The organism is Symbiobacterium thermophilum IAM 14863, from assembly GCF_000009905.1.
GTDB classification, from domain to species: Bacteria; Bacillota; Sulfobacillia; order Symbiobacteriales; family Symbiobacteriaceae; genus Symbiobacterium; species Symbiobacterium thermophilum.
In genome coordinates this window covers 3,350,882-3,369,270 of record NC_006177.1, presented here as the reverse complement: position 1 = coordinate 3,369,270, position 18,389 = coordinate 3,350,882, and the positions used below count along the sequence as shown (strand labels likewise).

Here is an 18,389-nt window from a genome sequence, read left to right as displayed (position 1 = left end):
CCGTCGTGCTGCCTAACCTACATTATTGTAACGTGCACGGACTTTGGCCTAACAGGGCAACAAAGTCTCCATTTCGCGCTCCCCGGATGGGCCAAAGTACGGAGGGAGAGTTGCAGCACACTAGGGCCATAGACCGAGTGCCGGCTACCACGCCGCGACGTGGCCGTCCGTCCGTGGCTCCGTCGCGCCGACCAGCACGCCGCTGTCCTGCCGCCAGATGATCTGTCCGCGGCCGAATCCGCCGGAACCCAGCGCCCAGCGCACGGCGTGGCCCCGGCGCGCCAGCGCGTCCGCGATGTGTTCCGGGACGGCGTGCTCCATCTCGACGGTTCGCCCCTCCACCCATCGCCAGCGGGGGGCGTCCAGGCAGGCCTGGGGATTCATGCCGAAGTCGATGGCGTTCACGATCACCTGCACGTGGCCCTGGGGCTGCATGAACCCGCCCATGACGCCGAACGGGCCCACGGCCTGGCCGTCGCGGGTGAGGAAGCCGGGGATGATGGTGTTGTACGGCCGCCTGCCCGGGGCGAGGCAGTTGGGATGGGCGGGGTCGAGCCGGAAGGTGTGGCCCCGGTTGTTGAGGGCGATGCCCGTCTCGGGGATGACGATGCCGCAGCCGAACCCCATGTAGTTGGACTGGATGTAGGACACCATGTTGCCCTCGGCGTCCGCGGCGGCGAGGTACACCGTCCCGCCCTTCGGCGGCCGCCCGGGCGCGGGCTCGAGCGCGGTGCGGCCGATCAGCCTGCGCCGCTCCTCGGCGTAGGCGTCCGAAAGCAGCTCTTCGGGCGTGACGTCCATCGACTGCGGATCGGCAATATAGCGGAGGCCGTCCGCGAACGCCAGCTTGATCGCCTCGATCTGCAGGTGATAGGCCTCCGGTTCCTCACGGGAGCCGAAGGAGAACCCCTTCAGGATGTTCAGGGCCATCAGGGCCACCAGCCCCTGTCCGTTGGGCGGCAGTTCCCACACATCGTAGCCGCGGTAACGGACATGCAGGGGCTGCACCCATTCGGGCCGGAACGATGCCAGATCCTCCAGGTCGAGGAAGCCGCCGTGGCGCCGGGCGAAGGCGGCGATGCGCTCGGCGAGCTCGCCCCGGTAGAACGCCTCTCCGGCGGTCTCGGCGATCAGCCGGAGGGTGCGGGCGTGGCCGGGGGAGCGCCAGATCTCTCCGATCGCCGGCGCCCGTCCCGCGGGGGCGAAGGTGTCGAACCAGGGGCGGAACTCCTCTCCGGCGAGGTTCCGCCGGTAGTTCTCGTAAGCCGCCTCCCAGTTCCGGCCCAAGGTGGGCGAGACAGGGTAGCCGCGCTCCGCGTACTCGACCGCCGGGGCCAGGACCTGTGCGAGGGGCAGCCGGCCGAACCGGCGGTTCAGCTCCACCCAGGCGGCCGGCGCACCGGGCACCATCGCCGGCGCGAGCCCGTAGCGGGGCATCTCGCTCAGCCCCGCCCGGTTCAGGCTCTCAAGGGTCAGCTTGCGCGGGGCGGGCCCGCTGCTGTTGAGGCCGTGGAGTTGCCCGCCGGCCCAGACCAGGGCGAAGGCGTCGGAGCCGATGCCGTTGGACGTGGGCTCGACCACCGTGAGCGCCGCGGCGGCGGCGACGGCCGCATCGACCGCGTTGCCGCCCTGCTGCAGGACGGTCAGCCCCGCCTGCGCGGCCAGCGGCTGCGAGGTCGCAACCATGCCCCGGGCCGCGTACACGCAGTTGCGGCGGGAAGGGTACGGATAATCCAGCGGATCGAAGCGCATGCGCCATCCCCCTCGACATGGAAGTTTTCCATAGCGGATCCGGCCTCAGGCCGGCGGCCTGCCGCCCAGCCGGGACACGACGTGGGCGTAGGTGCGCAGGGCCTCCTCCCCGGCGGGCGTGAGCCGGTATACGCCGCGTGCGGTGCGTTCATACCATCCGTAATAGTTCCGCTGCAGAATCGGCGCCGCAGCCTCTACGCCGGTGGCTGCCCGGATCGTGCGCACGGCGGACGGGCCCTGTTCCCGGAGGTAGGCCGCGATGCGGAGGGCCTCCTCCCGGTAGGCGGTGATCAGGGGCGAGCGGGTCGACCCGCCCACGTTGTAGTCTCCGGAACGCCGGGCAACCTCGCGCAGCAGCGCCGCCCGCTGCCGGGATCGGGGGCGGGGACGCCAGGGCTCCGGGTCGAAGAGGACCGCGGCCGCCGGTCCACCGCCGGTGAAGCGCACGACCATCAGGCCCAGGCCCAGGCGGCGGCACAGGTGCTGGATCTGGGTCCAGCGCCGGCCCCGGGCGCGGCGGGGCGCCTCCACCGCGACGTAGACGAGATCGGTCAGGCGGAGCCGGTCGACGGCCTGGAGGAGCAGGTCGAGGTTTACGGTCCGCTTCAGCTCGACGATCACCAGGTCATCCCCGCGCACCGCCGCCAGGTCGCAGCCGTTCACCTCGCCTCGCACGGTGAAGCCGAGCCCCTCCAGCAGGGACTTCACGGGCTCATACAGGTCGCGTTCGGCGCGTTCGGCCAACGGGGCAGCACCTCCTTCAGGGCGGACGTCCTCCTGCGAGATTCCGTCAGCGGTGCGCCGAATCCTGCCCGTCGGCGCGGTCGGGACCGCACGGGACGGCGGGGCATAGCATAAAGGGAGTGAAGTCATCAGCCGTCTCGCCCTTCAGGAGGTATGCGCGTGTTCTTCGGAGGCTTTCCGATTCCCGGGATCACCTGTCCCTCGCCGCCGCTGGTGACCAAGACCTGGACGCCGGTGGGCAAGGGCATCCCCCTGCCGGCGCCGACCACCTTCGGCAAGCCGCTGGCCACGCCGGTGGCGGCGCCGGTCACCGCGGGGGTGGCCGTGCCGCTGCCCACCCCGACGGCGCCTGTCGTCTTCCCCGTTACGTACCCCTTCGGCGTTCCCGCCACCGGCGCGGTCTTCCCGTTCCCGGCAGCTCCGGTGATCAGCCCGTTCGGCAAGCCCTTCATCACCGGGGTCCCGGCGGTCTGGGGCGTGCCGATCTGCTGCTGAGATTCACGGAGGGCTCGCCGGCGCGATGCGGGGGCAGGTCGGCTCAGTCCGACCTGCCCCCGTGAGCTGCTTCCAGCGCACAGTGCGGCGCGCGGGCACGGCGATCGCCGGCGCACCCCAGCGCCCGGGCAAACCGTACAGGTTAGCGAACAGCACCGCCATCTCGGCGCGGGGCAGGGCATGAGGCGGTGCCCGCGGCAGGGCACCAGCACCGTTTTCCTTCGAAATCCTCAGTTCGAGGCGGAATGTGCACCTGCCCCCCGCCGCACAGTGCACATTTCGCCTTCTCACCGGCAACTGTTTCCACTCAGACCTCCAGTTCAAGGCGGAATGTGCACCCGCCCCCCACAGCGCAGTGCACATTTCGCCTTCTCGCCGGCAACTGTTTCCCCTCAGACCTCCAGTTCGAGGCGGAATGTGCACCTGCCCCCCGCCGCGCAGTGCACATTTCGCCCTCTCACCGCCAACTGTTCCCCCTCGAACCGCCAGTTCGAGGCGGAATGTGCACCTGCCCCCCGCCGCACAGTGCACAGTTCGCCTTCTCACCGGCAACTGTTTCCACTCAGACCTCCAGTTCAAGGCGGAATGTGCACCCGCCCCCCACAGCGCAGTGCACATTTCGCCTTCTCGCCGGCAACTGTTTCCCCTCAGACCTCCAGTTCAAGGCGGAATGTGCACCTGCCCCCCGCCGCGCAGTGCACATTTCGCCCTCTCACCGCCAACTGTTCCCCCTCGAACCGCCAGTTCGAGGCGGAATGTGCACTCGCTTCCCGCTGCCCAGTGCACATTCCGCCTCCTCATGGTCATCCGTGCCCCCTCGAATCCCCGGTTCGAGGCCGTAGCTCCGCCGGCAGTCTGTGCAGGGGACTTAGAGATCGGCCGGCTTGCGCTTGCCTACCATCTGCCCCGGAGAGAAGCCCCCGCCTTGGCCAGGACTTGGTTCCGGCCAACCCTGCACCGGATCCCACGCGATCGTCGGGGCGCTTCCTGAAACACCCAACCCGGTAGCAAGCAGACGGGGCTGTCCCAAGCAGAGTCATCTGCTTTCGGGACAGCCCCTGTACCTTCCTCTGGCACTTGGTGCTCGGTGCCCCATGAGCGGACCGCACACGGCGTTGGGCGTAACCTACCGTTCCGCCGGTGGTCTGCACGGACCTGGAGGTCCAGTGCCAGACGCCGCATCACCGGCCACGTCAGCCGTTCCGGCCGTGAACGAGCCGGGTGGGCCGAACACCGCTCACTGGGCAGCCTGACCGGTCACTGCAGGCCCCGCCTACTTCTCCGTCGCGAGGCGCCGCAGCACCGTCTGCAACACGCCGCCGTTCTTGTAGTACTCGATCTCGACGGCGGTGTCGAGGCGGGAGGTGACGTCGAACCGGATCTCCCGGCCGTCGGCCTTGCGGGCAGTCACCGCGAAGGTCTGGCGCGGGGTCAGCTCGCCGCTGATGCCGGTGATCGTGTACTCCTCCGTGCCGTCGAGGCCAAGGGAGGCGGCGTTCTCGCCCTCCTGGAACTGCAGCGGGAGCACGCCCATGCCGATCAGGTTGGAGCGGTGGATGCGCTCGAAGCTCTCGGCGATGACGGCCTTCACGCCCTGGAGCATCACGCCCTTGGCCGCCCAGTCGCGGGAGGAGCCCATGCCGTAGTCCTTGCCGGCGATGACCACCAGCGGCGTGCCCGCCTCCATGTACTTGACGGCCGCGTCCCAGATGGGCATGATCTCGCCTGTGGGCAGGTACTTGGTGTAGCCGCCCTCCTTGCCGTCCGCCAGGGCGTTGCGCAGCCGGATGTTGGCGAAGGTGCCGCGCTGCATCACCTCGTGGTTGCCGCGGCGGGAGCCGTACGAGTTGAAGTCGACGGGATCGACGCCGTGCTCCATCAGGTACTTGGCCGCAGGGCTGCCCATGGCAATGGCGCCGGCCGGGGAGATGTGGTCGGTGGTGATGGAGTCGCCCAGCAGCGCGAGCACCCGGGCCCCCTCGATGTCCTTCACCGGCGGCGGGGTCAGCTGCATGTCCTTGAAGTACGGCGGCTGCTGGATGTAGGTGGAGTCAGGATCCCACTGGAACAGCTCGCCTTCGGGGGCTTCCAACTGCTGCCAGTTCTCATCGCCGTCAAAGACCCTGGCGTACTCCTGCTTGAACATCTCCGGCGTGATGGCCTTGGCGATCGCGGCCTGAATCTCCGCGTTGGTAGGCCAGATGTCCTTCAGGTAGACCGGGTTGCCCTCGGGGTCGTGGCCGACGGGATCGGTCCTGAGGTCGATGTCCACCGTGCCGGCCAGCGCGTAGGCGACGACCAGCATGGGCGAGGCCAGGAAGTTGGCCTTGACCAGCGGGTTGACGCGGCCCTCGAAGTTGCGGTTGCCCGAGATGACGGCCGCGACCACCAGGTCGTTCTCGGTGACGTCCTTCGCGACGTCTTCAGGCAGGCTGCCGGAGTTGCCGATGCAGGTGGTGCAGCCGTAGCCCACCACGTGGAAGCCCAGCGCCTCCAGCGGCTCCATCAGGCCGGAGGCCTTCAGGTAGTCGGTTACCACGCGGGAGCCGGGGGCCAGCGAGGTCTTCACCCAGGGCTTGCGCGCAAGCCCCTTGGCGACGGCCTTCTGGGCGACCAGGCCCGCGCCGATCATCACGGCGGGGTTGGAGGTGTTGGTGCAGGACGTGATGGCGGCAATCACCACGGAACCGTGCTGGACGCCGGTCTTGGTGGCCACCGCGACCCCGCCGCCCTTCTTGATCTGCTCGTCGAAGTTCTTGTGGAAGGTGGTCCGGACGCCGCTCAGCTGCACCCGGTCCTGCGGGCGCCGCGGGCCGGCCAGCGAGGGCTCCACCGTCGAGAGGTCCAGCTCCAGGGTGTCGGTGAACTCGGGGTCGGGCGTCGCGTCAGTGCGGAAGAGCCCCTGCTCCTGCAGGTAGCGACGGACCATCTCCACGTGCTTCTCGTCGCGGCCGGTCTGGCGCAGGTAGTCCAGGGTGATCTCGTCGACCGGGAAGAAGCCCATGGTTGCGCCGTACTCGGGGGCCATGTTGGCGATGGTCGCCCGGTCGGCCAGCGAGAGGCTGGACAGGCCCGGGCCGTAGAACTCGACGAACTTCTCGACGACGCCCTTCTGCCGCAGCATCTGGGTGACGGTCAGCACCAGGTCGGTGGCCGTGGCCCCTTCGGGCAGGCGGCCGGTCAGCTTAAAGCCGACGACCTCGGGCACCAGCATGTAGGAGGGCTGGCCCAGCATGGCCGCCTCGGCCTCGATGCCGCCCACGCCCCAGCCCAGCACGCCCAGGCCGTTGATCATCGTGGTGTGGGAGTCGGTGCCTACCACGGTGTCGGGCAGGGCGACCAGCTCGCCGTCGATCTCGCGCAGGGCGACGCAGGGGGAGAGGTACTCCAGGTTCACCTGGTGGACGATGCCCATGCCCGGCGGCACGGCGCGGAAGTTGCGGAAGGCCTTCTGCGCCCACTTCAGGAAGACGTAGCGCTCCCGGTTCCGCTTGAACTCCAGCTCGACGTTGAACTTGTAGGCCCAGTCCACGGCGAAGGCGTCGACCTGCACCGAGTGGTCGATGACCAGGTCCACCGGGACCAGCGGGTTGATCTGTTCGGGGCGGCCGCCCAGCTTCACCATGGCGTCCCGCATCGCGGCGAGGTCCGCGACCACCGGCACGCCGGTGAAGTCCTGCAGCACGACCCGGGAGGGGATGAACGGGATCTCCTTCCGGGGCAGCTCGCGGGGGTTCCAGGCGGCGAGCGTCCGCACGTCTTCCTCCGTGACCAGGTAGCCGTCCAGGTTGCGCAGCAGGTTCTCCAGCAGGATGCGCACCGAGAAGGGCAGCCGGTCGAGCTTCACGAGCCCCGCCTGCTCCAGCGCCGACAGACGGTAGATGACCGCCGTCCCCGAACCGGTGTCGAAGGTCGACTTGGCCTTGAACGGATCCGTGCGAGACATCTGAGCACCTCTTTTCCGTATGGCAGTATTGGCGATCCGCGGAACGCCTCCGGCGGGCACCGCCGTTGGGACCATGAGAAGTTTAGATATTCGGTAGCATATCAGAGAGAATCCAATTCCCGTCGGCTCTATTCTAGAACAATCTTTCGAAGCCGTAAATCGACAGGCCTATGACGGGTCGTTATGACGGTATAAGGTGGCGGGGTGGGCAACGGCGCGGATAGTGCAGAAGGCCAGAGGGGTATACAATAAGGATATGGAAGCGATACAGGGGCGGATCGTGCGCAGGCTCGACCAGCTGTTCCGAACGGGCTATCCCCATCCCGTGAACCTGTTTGCGGCCCTGATGCTGGCTTTCCTGCCGGTGCTCTCGTGGCTCTCCGGGGAGGCGGCAGCAAGGGTTGTCTGGGCGCGGCTTGCCGGGGTCGGGCTCAGCTGGGCGTACCTGGCGGTCTGGTCGCGCATCCGTCCGGTGGCGCCCGGCTGGAGCAGGGGGATCCGGCACGAGCTCTACCTGCTGGCCCAGGCCCTGCTCGTGGCGGCCATCTACGCGCTGGACGGCGGGCTCACCCGCTTTCTCTTCGCGGTGGTCGCCGTCCAGGCGGTCTACCTGATCCCCGTCCGACGGTGGGCGCCGTTTGTGGGCACCCTGGCCGCCCTCTGGCTGGCGCTGTACCTCGCCATCACGCCCCCCGGCGTGCCCGGGGCGAGCATGGTCGTCAGCATCGGCATGTACCTGCTCTACCTGGTGTTCGCCGCCCTGGTCACGCTGACCATGCTGCAGCAGGAGCGGGAGAGCCAGCTGGCCCGGCAGCTGCTGGATGGCGTGAATCAGCGGCACGAGGTGCTCCGGGAGTACGACCGCACGGTGGAGCACCGGGCGGAGAGCGAGGAGAGGGAGCGGCTGGCCCGGACCATCCACGCCGGCCTGGTCTCCCGCCTCTCCGCGCTGGAGGGCCGGCTCCGGGACATGCTGGCCGCCGGACAACTCGATTACGCGGCCGTCAGGGAGGCGCGGCTGGAGGCCAAGGCCGTGTTGGGGGAGGTGCGGTCGGCCGTCCGCACCCTGCGCCCGGGCGAGGAGGGGGCGGAGCTGGACGAGGCGGACACCCCCGGCCGGTTTGCAGGCCCCCCGGACCCGCAGGCGCCGCTGAAGCTCACGGATCCGATCCGGGTCTACCACGTCTGGAACGCCGGGGTGCTGGCGGTCACCGCCGGGGTCATGCTGGTCGCACACTGGGTGGCCGGCGACCCGCACTGGTGGCGGGTGCTGCTGCTCACAATCCTGCTGCTGGGGGCCTACGCGGGGGCGTCGGTAAGCCCCGTCCCGTATGCCTGGCGCGCCTTCTTCGTCGTGGCCCAGGCCGCGCTGATCCTCCTGCTGGTCTGGACAACCGGCGAGCCGCTGATGAACCAGCTCTTCCTCGTCGTGTCCGCCCAGATGGTCTTCCTGATGCCGGGCGGATCGCGGGGCGTCGTGGCGGCCGTGGCCTTCCCGACGCTGCTCACCGGCGCCTCCCTCGTGCTGATCGGCGGGGGAGGGGCCGTCCCGCCCCTTTCCCTGACCGTGGCCTTCGGCGTCACCTACTTCTTCGCCGCGGTCATGGCGCAGATGACCCGGCTCCAGCTGGAGGCCCGCACCCGGTCCATGCTCTACGCACAACAGCTGCGCGAGGTGAACCGGCAGCTGGAGGCCAGGCTGGTGGAGGCCAGGCGGATGGCCATCGCCCGGGAGCGGGTGCGCATGGCCCGGGAGATCCACGACGGGCTGGGCCACCACCTGACGGCGGTGATCGTGGAGCTGCAGAACGCGGAGGCCCTGGCCGGCGAGGAGCCGGAGGCGGCTGCCGCACACGTGCGCCGGGCGCTGGAGGTGATCCGGGCCGCCATGCGCTCCAGCGCGGAGATGGTGGAGACCCTGGACCGCTTCGACCGGCCGTTGCCCAGGGCGATCCAGGACCTGGTGACCCGCTGGATGCAGACCACGGGTACACCGGTGATCCTCCGGGTGGACGGCGAGGGCGGCGACCTGCCGGCGGCGGCGCGCATGACCGTGTTCCGCACCGTGCAGGAAAGCCTCACCAACATCCAGAAGCACGCGCGGCCCACCCGCGTCGAGATTACCCTCACCCGGCTGCCCGACCGGGTGACGCTCCGGGTCGTCAACGACGACCTCGGGCGGAGCGACCGTGCGGAGGCGGTCCGGTCCGGCTTCGGCCTGGTGGGTCTCAGGGAGCGGGCGCAGGCGCTCAACGGGGAGTTTGATGCAGGCCCGCGCAGTGATGGCGGCTTTCAGGTATCATTGAGCCTGCCGATCGGTCTCTGATGGAGGGAGCCCCATGGACGGACGGAAGATCCGCATCATGATCGTGGACGACCAGTCCCTGCTCAGGCGGGGGCTCGCCGCGTTGCTGAACCGCAACCCGGACATGGAGGTGGTCGGCGAGGCGTCGAGCGGCGAGGAGGCCCTGCGGATGGCGGCCGAGCTGAAACCGGACGTGATCCTGATGGACGTGCGCATGCCGGGGATGGACGGTGTCACGGCGACGCGGGAGCTGGTCCGCAGCGGCACCGCCGCGGGGGTCATCATCCTGACCACCTTCGACGACGACGAGTACATCTTCGAAGGGCTGGCCGCCGGCGCGCGCGGGTACCTGCTGAAGGACGCCGAGTACGACGAGCTCTCGCAGGCGATCCGCACCGTGGCCGCGGGGGAGTCGCTGCTGCAGCCGCAGATTACCACCCGCGTCCTGAAGGAGTTCAGCCGGCTCTCCTCCATGGCCGCCAGCCGGCCGAAAGCGCGGCCGCTGGTCGAGCCGCTCACCGAGCGGGAGACCGAGGTCCTGCGCCTGATGGCCTCAGGCGCCTCCAACCAGGATATCGCGGAGAAGCTCTTCATCGGCCAGGGTACTGTAAAGCATCACGTGCGCTCCATCTTCGCCAAACTCGGGGCGCGGGACCGGGTGCACGCGATCCTGCTGGCTCAGGAACTCAACCTGGTCTAGTCGGGGACAAGCCGGACTATCCCTTTGGGCAGAGGCGCCGCACACCGCGGCGCCCAAACTCTGCCCTGCGATCGGACCCGTGGGCAGATGCGCCGCCGCCCGGGAGAAGGTACGCTGAGTGGAGACGCGGGCGGGCCGCCGCTCCGGCGGCTGCAGCCCGGTGAGGAGGATCCACGATGACGCATAATCGCTCCTGCACCCTGGTGGTAGATGGAGGAGTCGATCTGCCGGAGGCTCTGATCGAGCAGTACGGCCTGCATATTGTTCCGCTGACCGTCAATTTCGGGGACGAGAGCTACCAGAGCGGCGTCGACATGACCCCGGCCGCTTTCTACCAGCGGCTGAGGGAGCGGGGCGAGTTCCCGACGACGTCCCAGCCCGCCGTGGGCGACTACGTCACCGCGTACCGGCGGGCGGCTGAGGCGGGGCTGCCCATCCTGTCGCTGCATCTCTCCTGCGGGCTCTCGGGCTCGTACAACGCCGCGAGCGCGGCGCGGGCGCTGGTGCCCGAACTGGACATCACCCTGGTGGACACCCGGACGCTTTCGGGTGAGATGGCCCTCCAGGTGCTCGTCGCCGCCGAGATGGCCGAGCAGGGGCGGTCCATCGCGGAGATCCGCGAGGTGATCGAGGCGGTCAACGCGAGCTCGCACCTGTACTTCACGCTGGACAAGCTTGACTACCTGCGCAAGGGCGGGCGCATCGGCCGCGTCTCGGCCGCCGTGGGCGGACTGCTGGGCATCCGGCCCATCGTCACCGTGGACAAATCGACGGGCACGTACATTGCGGCCGGCAAGGCCCGGTCGTTCCGCCGGGCCGTGGAGACGATCGCACACCGCATTATCGAGGACGTGGGCGAAGGGGGCCAGGTGAGCCTCGTGGTCCTGGAGGGCCACTGCCCCGACCAGGTGGCCCACCTGGTGTCCCTGCTCCGAAGCCGGCTCGAGGTCGTCTGGTTCCACCACCTGCACGTCAATCCGAGCCTCGGCGCCCACGTGGGGCCCGACGCCATCGGCGTGGCATACTTCCCCGGCGAACTCCCCTTCGTCGGGCGGGACGCGGCCGCGGCGGACTGAGCGGGCGCCCCGCCAACAGCCGTCAGGCGGACAACGGGTCAGACGGAAACGGCCGCCCCTTCCCGGGGCGGCCGCTTCGTGCGCGTGCCGGGCGCAGCTTTACAGGGTGTAGGTCTCGCCGGGCCGGAGGACGACGGGCTGCGAGGCGCCGGTCTCCCGCACCCGCGCCGCGAAACCGGACGCGTCCTGCACCAGCACCGGGAACGTGCCCCAGTGCATGGGGATGACCACCTTGGGCCGGATCCACTCCACCGCGACGGCGGCGTCTTCCGGACCCATGGTGTAGTTGTCGCCGATGGGCAGCATGGCCACGTCGATGCCGGGCTCCTCGATGACGCCGTTGAGCAGTTTCATGTCGCTGAAGAGCGCGGTGTCCCCCGCGTGGTAGATGCGCTTGCCGCCGATGTGGATCACGAACCCGCAGGCGTGGCCGCCGGTGGGGCCGAAGCCGTGGAAGGCCAGGGTGACCCGGACCAGGCCGAAGTCGAACCGGCGCTTCCCGCCCAGGGCCATGTCGGCCACCTTCACGCCCTGCGCGGCGAGGGCCTGCCCGCCTTCGAAGCTGGTGATCACCGTTGCGCCGGTGCGCTTGGCGATGGCCACCGTGTCGCCCACGTGGTCATCGTGCAGGTGGGTGACCAGGATGTACTGCGGGTGCAGCTCCTCCGCCTTCACCGGGCAGGCCGGATTGCCCGTGATGAACGGATCGATCAGCAGGTTCCACTTCCCGTCCGTGATCTCGAATGCCGAGTGTCCCAGGTACCGAATCTGCATACGACCGCCTCCCTCACGCGCATGGTCTGGTATGGCAACCTGCCCGCGGCGCTTCCCGGGCGCCGGAAGCAGGGGATTCACACACAGGTATGGAAGGAAGAATACGAATATACCCTGATACTTCAGGCACAGTAACAACCGGGTTGGGGGACAGGACGATGGTGCGCAGGGCCTGGTGGGTCGTTCTGACGCTCGCCATGGTGCTGGCCGCACAGTGGATGATGGCGCGCGGCCACGCGGACCTGGCGGTGAACGAGGAGCTGCTGGCGGGGAATCCGACGCTGCACGTGTCGGCGGAGGAGGAGTACCGGGGTACCGTCATTGTGCTGCACGGGTTTGGCGGCAGCAAAGAGATGATGCAGTACTGGGGCTACGCGCTGGCCCGCCTGGGCTTCGACGTCTACATCCCGGACTTGCCCGGCCACGGGGCGCAGACCGCGCCAATGGCCGATTCCCCCGGGACCGCGAACCAGGTGAGGGATGCGCTGGTTGCCGCCGGCCGGGCCGAACCGGACCGGGTGGGTCTGATCGGCCATCCGACGTCCCTGAATCCCCTGGCCCCCTTGTATGACTTGGATGCCGTGGCCGATGCGGCGGGGCGGCTGTCCAGCGACGTCGGTGGCGATGTGCCGGCAGGCGCCGCCCCGGGCGGGTCGCCCGCCTGGCTGCTGCTCGGGCTGGCGGGCGGCGTCGGTGCGCTCCCTGCGGTGGCCGCGCTGGTGCGACCCGATCCCCGGAGATCCGGCCGGCGGCAGCAGCCCGCGGGTCTTGTCACCGGCCTGGCCGCCGTGGCGGTCTCCCTGCTCAGCGCGGTTCTGGCCGTGGTCTACCTGCGCGTGCCGCAGCTGGGCGTCGCCACGCTGGACTACCTGCTACCCTATTTCCTGGTCGCGGCTGTCGTTCTCCTGCTCCTCCGCAAGCTTTGGCCGCGGGAGTTCGGCGCGTCCGCCCCGGGCGAGGCCGAGTCGGTTCCCCACTCCCTGCTGCGGGGGCTGGCGGTGGCTCTGGCCTTCCTCGGGGCTCTCGTGCCGGTGATTCATCAGAATGTCACCTATTTTGTACCGACGGGGCCGCGAATCCTGCCGCTGGCCGCCACTGCGCTGGCCTACTGGCTGTACGCCTTCCAGGAGGAGTCGCTGAAGCGGGCCGTGGCGGGCGGGCCGTCGCCGGCGGGCCTTGTGCTGGGGCTTGCGGCCAAGATCCTGATGGTCGCCACCTGGGTCGGGGCGGGGGTTCTGCCCAATCCGCCTGCGCACCTGCCCGCCGTTCTCCCCGTTGCCCTCGGGGTGTTGGTCACGTTGGAGATCCTGAGCGGCGTGCTGGCCGCGATGCGCCTCTCCGCGCTGAGCGTCGCGCTGGCGGAGGCGGTGGCGGTCGGCTGGACGGCCGCGGTGATGCTGCCGCTGTTATGAGGGGTTAACATAGACCTCCCCGCGTGGCGTGGGTATAATAGACCCCGCCACCGACTTTTTTTGCGGGGGTGAAAGGGTTGTCCGAACCGCTCCTGAAGCCGATCCGCCTAGGCGGTCTGACCATCGAGCGTCCGCTGGCCCTGGCGCCCATGGCCGGCGTCACCAACTGGCCCTTTCGCCGCCTCTGCAAGGAGCACGGCTGCGGCCTGGTGGTCACTGAGTTCGTCAGCGACAAGGCGCTCCTGTACGACAGCAAGCGCACCCGGGAGATGATCCGGCTGCTGCCGGACGAGCGGCCCGCGGGGGTACAGCTCTTTGGCGCGGACCCCGACACGATGGCGCGGGCGGCGGCGCGCGTCGTGGAGCTGGAGCAGCCGGACCTGATCGACATCAACATGGGCTGCCCGGCGCCGAAGGTGACCAAGGGCCGGGGTGGCTCCTCCCTGCTGAAGGAGCCTGAACTGGCCCAGGAGATCGTGCGCCGGGTGGTGCAGGCCGTCGCACCAACACCGGTGACGGTGAAGATGCGCATCGGCTGGGACTCCCGCTCGATCAACGCCGTGGAGGTCGCGAAGCGGGTGGAGGAGGCCGGTGCGCGGATGATCACGGTGCATGGCCGCACCAAGGAGCAGCATTACTCCGGCCGGGCCGACTGGGGCGTGATCGCCGCGGTCGCCCGGGCCGTATCGATCCCCGTGCTGGGCAACGGCGACATCGCGGACCCCAGGGAGGCCGAGGCGCGGCTGCGCACGTCCGGGGTCGCAGGTCTCGCGGTGGGGCGGGGCGCGCTCGGGAACCCCTGGATCTTCAGCCGCACCCTACATTACCTGGAGACGGGCGAGCTTCTGCCGGAGCCGGGGGTCCGGGAGCGGGTGGAGACCGCGCTCCGCCACCTGGATCTGATGATTGAGTACAAGGGCGAGTTCCTGGCCGTCCGGGAGATGCGCAAGCACGCCGCCTGGTATCTGAAAGGGCTCCACGGGTCCGCCGGGGTCCGGGCGGCGGTCAACGAGGCGGAGCGCGCAGACGACCTGCGCGCCCTCCTCCTGGGTTACCTGGACCGCATGGAGGCCGTCGCAGCGGAAAACGTCAGACTGTTAAGTTGACACTGCGCAGCAGTGTCCGTATAATGAATTGACCACAGGCGTGGAGCACTGCGGGACGCACCGAATGGTCCGCCCCCGCAGTGCTCCGTCGCCGCACCGGACAGGGTGCCCGGGGTATACTGCGGCCAGCCCGGGTCGTATACATCCCTACCACAACGAGCGTACCACCGCCACGGCACCGTGGTGTGGCTGACTGGTGTAAAGGGGAGAACCACATGGCCGAGAAAGAGGTTCTGCTATCCCTGGACGGCTTGAAGCAGCTCGAGCAGGAGCTGCTGTACCTCCGCACCGTGAAGCGCATGGAGGTCGCTGAGCGCATCAAGCAGGCCCGCGAGTACGGGGACATCTCCGAGAACTCCGAATACGAGGATGCGAAGAACGAGCAGGCCTTCATCGAAGGGCGCATTCTGGTGCTGGAGAAGATGCTGCGCAACGCGCGGGTGATTGATGAGCCCGTCGGCCAGCAGGAGGTGGTGGTGCTCGGCAGCACGGTGGTGCTGAGGGACCTGGAGTATGGCGACGAGCATACGTACACCATCGTCGGCACCACGGAGGCCGATCCCGCCCACAACCGGATCTCCAACGAGTCCCCGGTCGGCCGCGCCATCATGGGCCAGCGGGTGGGCACCGTGGTGGCCGTCGATGCGCCGGACGGGGTCTTTAAGTACGAGATCGTCGCGATCAAGTGAGCAGGCGGGGGGCATGGGTGCCCCCCGCTCGGTGTGCAGGCCTGCAGTCAGTCTTTGACGTCCGCGCCCAGCCGCAGCGCCGGGCCGCTGGGGCGCCGCTGCCCGGGCGGCGGGTTCCGCGGCTCGGGCGCTTCCCATGGCCGCACGGTGGCCTCGATCTGCGGGCCGGCATCCGGCCCGTCAACGTCCCGCAGGTTCGCTGCGAACGCCGACTGACCGAGGTCGCCTGCCGTTGGGCCGATCTGTGGCTGTCTGAGGTCGTGGAGCGGTCGCGGCATCGGCATCGCCTCCCGCGCTTAGTCTGCCCCGGCCCGTCCGCTCTGCCTGCGGTAAGATCCGCGCCGGATGGCAACCGGATATGCGTTGACAACGGGCGGCGCACGCGGGTACAATGGCGAGGCGGCCAATGGGGCTGTAGCTCAGCTGGGAGAGCAGCGCCTTTGCAAGGCGAAGGTCGAGGGTTCGAGTCCCTTCAGCTCCACCACGTCGGGGACCGGGTGTGCGCCCGGTCCCTTTTCGCGCGTCCGGCTCGCATGCGGATGCCGGCCGGACGGCGGCCAGGGACCGAGGGAGCAAAAAAAGCCCCGGCGCTGCGTGCGCCGGGTTGTACTTTTGGGCTAGTTCACGATCAGCTTGCCGACCATGCCGGCCTCCCGGTGGCCCGGGACGTCGCAGATGATGTCGTGCTCGCCGGACTGGGTGACCTTGACCTCGACGGTGGCGGTCTGGCCGGGCGGGACCTGGCCGGAGTTGACGTTGAAAGCGGGGATCAGGAAGTTGTGGGCAACGTTCGGATCCTTGTTCACCAGGGTGATCTTAATCGTCTCGCCCTTGGTGGCTTCGAGCACGTCCGGCGTGAATTTCATCTCGCCGTTGATGCCCATCTCCACGGTCAGTTCCTTCACGTTGCCGCCGCCGCCGCCGCCGCAGCCGGTCAGAACGCCCAGCGACAGCAGAGCCACTACCAGGAGAGAAGCGAGCTTACGCATAGCTGAAGTTTCACATCCTTTCCTGCCCAATATCATGCCAAAGTCGCCACCCGCGGCCAATCGGACGCGCAATGTACCAGCGCCATAAGCAACTAGGTTCATATAGGGTCAAGACCCTAAGGACTATCTCGCATGCGCCTTTCGTGCCACGCGTGCTACAATGGCGGCCGAAAACCCTGTAGGTGCAGTGTTTTCAGACGACTCGGAAAGTCCGAGGGGAATGATAGCACGGCCCTGCCGCCATGGCAAGGCCTCCCCGCGGTCACATTCAACACATTCGGGTAGAAGTTGTGTTTGTACATTAATATATCGAAGACCGAAGTATTGGGGGCGGTCTGGTGGTGAGGTGGGCACGGTCTCCGGCCACGGCCTTGCCGGTGGCGACGCTGCTGTTGCTCCTCCTGCCCGGCAAGGCGGCGGCGTCGCACCTGAGCGGCGGGGAGAGCGACCTGATGGGGATCTACGGCGGCGTCGCCCTGGTGCTGGGGTTCGCCGGTCTGCTGGGCGTGCTGGGCCTGGTGCCGGCCCGCTGGCGCTGGCGGGGGTACCGCTGGGGCCGGTGGCTCCTGGCGGCCGGCCTGCTCGTCCTGATCGGCGGGGGGTTTCACGCCGCGACCGTCAGCGCCGTGGAGCAGCGGGCCGGCGATGAGGCCTTCGGCCGCCTGGCCACGCAGCAGCTGTTCGGCACGCTCGCCGTCTTCCTCGCGTTCTGGGGAGGGGTGTATTACCTGGCCCTCCGTTCCGGGGTGCTGAACATGGGCGAGTCCGTCAAGTACGCCGTGTTGCGCAACGGGGACCCGCCTGACCGGACGGCCTTCCGGAGGGAGCGGCCTGGTGAGCACCGGCTGATGTGGATTCCTGTCGCGGCCATGGGGATCCTGGCGGCGTTCTTCACCGCCGGCGTCCTCATCGCCATCCTCCGGCTGCCGCCGGGCGCACGGCTGTAGGTTCCCATGTCCCACTCTGCAAAGGGGAGGAGATAGAGGATGTTCAGCAACGTAGAAGGGTCCGCCAGTCGGAACTTCTTCTACACCGCGGTCATCTGGATGGCCATCGGCATGAGCTTCGGGTTGTTCGCCGCCGTGCTGCTGGTCATCCCGGACCTGGTCAAGAACGTTCCCGTGCTCGAGTACTTCACCTTTGGCCGCGTGCGGCCGGTGCACACCAACCTGGTGCTCTTCGGCTGGCTCAGCGGGGCTTACTTCGCGACGCTCTTTTACATGGTTCCTCGGGTCTGTGGCACCCCGCTGTGGAGTGAGCGGCTGGGCAATTTCTCGGTCGTCTTCTACAACCTCCTCATGACCGCCTACACCGTGACCCTGCTCATGGGCATGAACGCAGGCCGGGAGTACGCGGAGTCCCCCTGGATCCTGAAGATCCTCACGGTGGTCCTGTTCGCGCTGGTCTTCTTCAACGTGATCATGACCTTCGCCAGGCGCAAGGAGAAGGAGCTGTACGTCACCGCCTGGTACATGCTGGGCGCCGTGTTCACCACGCCGGTGATCTACATCGTCGGCAACCAGTTCCTCCTCCCCAACAACCCCATCACCGGTGTGAATGACGCGGTGGTCAACTGGTTCTACGGTCACAACATCCTGGGCTACTGGTTCACGCCCATCGGCGTCGGCGCCGTCTACTACCTGCTTCCCAAGCTGACGGGCAACCCCATCTGGAGCCACAAGCTCTCCATGATCGGCTTCTGGATGCTGATGTTCGTCTACGGCCCCACGGGGGCTCACCACCTGGTCAACGGCCCCGTGCCGTACTGGCTGCAGACGGTCGCCATCGCCTTCTCCGTCTGCCTGATCGTGCCGGTCTGGACCGTGCTCACCAACTTCTACGGCACCATGAACGGACGCTGGGGCGCCCTGAAGGAGTCCGTGCCCCTGAAGTTCACGGTGAGTGCGATGGTCTTCTACTTCATCACCTGCTTCCAGGGGCCGATGCAGTCGCTGCGCTCGGTGAGCTCCATCGTCCACTTCACCAACTGGGTCGTGGGCCACGCGCATCTCGCGCTGGTCGGCACCTTCTCGTTCATCATGTTCGCGACCATCTACTACGCCCTGCCCCGGCTGATCAACCGGGAGATCTGGTCGGCCAAGCTGATGGAATGGCACTTCTGGCTCTCCCTCATCGGCTTCACCCTGTTCTTCGTATCCCTGACCATCGGCGGGCTCGTGCAGGGCTCTGACTGGGCGGCCAACCAGTCGGCCAACTTCATCGCCTCGGTCATCAACCAGCGGCCGTTCAACATCGCCCGGGCCTTCGGCGGGGCGATGATCCTGGGCGCCCAGCTCCTGTTCATCTTCAACATCTTCAAGACCGCGACCGCCGGCCGGCAGTTCAGCGGCGAGTCCGCCGAGGTCGGCTCCGTCGTCGCCGGCGTGTAGGGAGGGGGGTG

15 protein-coding genes and 1 tRNA gene are annotated in these 18,389 nt (G+C 68.4%); 10 read left to right on the top strand and 6 right to left on the bottom strand.

The features are described 5' to 3' along the window. Positions 1-144: 144 nt before the first annotated feature. Together STH_RS15740 and STH_RS15735 are read right to left on the bottom strand one after the other, a co-directional pair. Positions 145-1,752 (bottom strand): gamma-glutamyltransferase family protein, encoded by a 1,608-nt coding sequence (locus STH_RS15740; protein ID WP_011197279.1) that lies wholly within the window; start codon positions 1,750-1,752, stop codon positions 145-147. Between the two features lie 45 nt (positions 1,753-1,797). Beyond that, on the bottom strand, positions 1,798-2,496 hold the full coding sequence (locus STH_RS15735) for a DUF2161 domain-containing phosphodiesterase (protein ID WP_043714356.1): 699 nt from the start codon (positions 2,494-2,496) through the stop codon (positions 1,798-1,800). 159 nt (positions 2,497-2,655) lie between these two features. Between STH_RS15735 and STH_RS15730 the strand changes: the two genes are divergently transcribed. Next, complete coding sequence (locus tag STH_RS15730) at positions 2,656-2,991, top strand: hypothetical protein (protein ID WP_043714354.1); 336 nt, start codon at positions 2,656-2,658, stop codon at positions 2,989-2,991. Positions 2,992-4,264: 1,273 nt separating this feature from the next. On the opposite strand, the gene acnA is transcribed toward STH_RS15730, so the two are convergent. After that, positions 4,265-6,937 carry an aconitate hydratase AcnA gene (gene acnA, locus STH_RS15725; RefSeq protein WP_011197277.1) on the bottom strand — a complete coding sequence of 891 codons (2,673 nt, stop codon included), beginning with the start codon at positions 6,935-6,937 and terminating at the stop codon, positions 4,265-4,267. Between the two features lie 256 nt (positions 6,938-7,193). On the opposite strand from acnA, the gene STH_RS19820 reads away from it, so the two are divergent. From STH_RS19820 to STH_RS15710, 3 genes are all read left to right on the top strand, one after another. After that, a complete protein-coding gene (locus STH_RS19820; protein WP_011197276.1) occupies positions 7,194-9,263 on the top strand; it encodes a sensor histidine kinase in 2,070 nt (689 codons plus the stop codon). 13 nt (positions 9,264-9,276) lie between these two features. Further along, the gene (locus STH_RS15715) at positions 9,277-9,942 is read left to right on the top strand and encodes a response regulator (RefSeq protein WP_011197275.1); all 666 of its coding nucleotides are present in this window, start codon (positions 9,277-9,279) and stop codon (positions 9,940-9,942) included. Positions 9,943-10,118: 176 nt separating this feature from the next. Next, entirely contained in the window at positions 10,119-11,018 is a 900-nt protein-coding gene (locus STH_RS15710) for a DegV family protein (RefSeq protein WP_011197274.1), read from the top strand. 99 nt (positions 11,019-11,117) lie between these two features. Here the strand turns inward: STH_RS15710 and STH_RS15705 are convergent, their stop codons facing one another. Beyond that, complete coding sequence (locus tag STH_RS15705; protein ID WP_011197273.1) at positions 11,118-11,792, bottom strand: metal-dependent hydrolase; 675 nt, start codon at positions 11,790-11,792, stop codon at positions 11,118-11,120. Positions 11,793-11,950: 158 nt separating this feature from the next. Here STH_RS15705 and STH_RS18600 point away from each other — a divergent pair, with 158 nt between their 5' ends. The 3 genes from STH_RS18600 to greA all read left to right on the top strand — a co-directional run bounded on the left by STH_RS18600 (position 11,951) and on the right by greA (position 14,999). Continuing rightward, entirely contained in the window at positions 11,951-13,204 is a 1,254-nt protein-coding gene (locus STH_RS18600) for an alpha/beta hydrolase (RefSeq protein WP_011197272.1), read from the top strand. Positions 13,205-13,272: 68 nt separating this feature from the next. Continuing rightward, positions 13,273-14,310 carry a tRNA dihydrouridine synthase DusB gene (dusB, locus tag STH_RS15695; RefSeq protein WP_011197271.1) on the top strand — a complete coding sequence of 346 codons (1,038 nt, stop codon included), beginning with the start codon at positions 13,273-13,275 and terminating at the stop codon, positions 14,308-14,310. Positions 14,311-14,525: 215 nt separating this feature from the next. Further along, complete coding sequence (greA, locus tag STH_RS15690) at positions 14,526-14,999, top strand: transcription elongation factor GreA (protein ID WP_011197270.1); 474 nt, start codon at positions 14,526-14,528, stop codon at positions 14,997-14,999. A 47-nt stretch (positions 15,000-15,046) separates the two neighbouring features. Here greA and STH_RS15685 read toward each other — a convergent pair whose 3' ends face one another. After that, positions 15,047-15,277, bottom strand: a complete 231-nt coding sequence (locus STH_RS15685) for a hypothetical protein (RefSeq protein WP_043714352.1) — start codon at positions 15,275-15,277, stop codon at positions 15,047-15,049. A 130-nt stretch (positions 15,278-15,407) separates the two neighbouring features. Here STH_RS15685 and STH_RS15680 point away from each other — a divergent pair. Next, positions 15,408-15,483 (top strand) — tRNA-Ala (locus STH_RS15680). A 133-nt stretch (positions 15,484-15,616) separates the two neighbouring features. Here the strand turns inward: STH_RS15680 and STH_RS15675 are convergent. Then, on the bottom strand, positions 15,617-15,988 hold the full coding sequence (locus STH_RS15675; RefSeq protein ID WP_050742323.1) for a cupredoxin domain-containing protein: 372 nt from the start codon (positions 15,986-15,988) through the stop codon (positions 15,617-15,619). 338 nt (positions 15,989-16,326) lie between these two features. Here STH_RS15675 and STH_RS15670 point away from each other — a divergent pair, with 338 nt between their 5' ends. Both STH_RS15670 and STH_RS15665 read left to right on the top strand, forming a co-directional pair. After that, entirely contained in the window at positions 16,327-16,935 is a 609-nt protein-coding gene (locus tag STH_RS15670) for a hypothetical protein (protein ID WP_011197267.1), read from the top strand. 39 nt (positions 16,936-16,974) lie between these two features. Then, the gene (locus tag STH_RS15665; protein ID WP_011197266.1) at positions 16,975-18,378 is read left to right on the top strand and encodes a cbb3-type cytochrome c oxidase subunit I; all 1,404 of its coding nucleotides are present in this window, start codon (positions 16,975-16,977) and stop codon (positions 18,376-18,378) included. Positions 18,379-18,389: the final 11 nt, after the last annotated feature.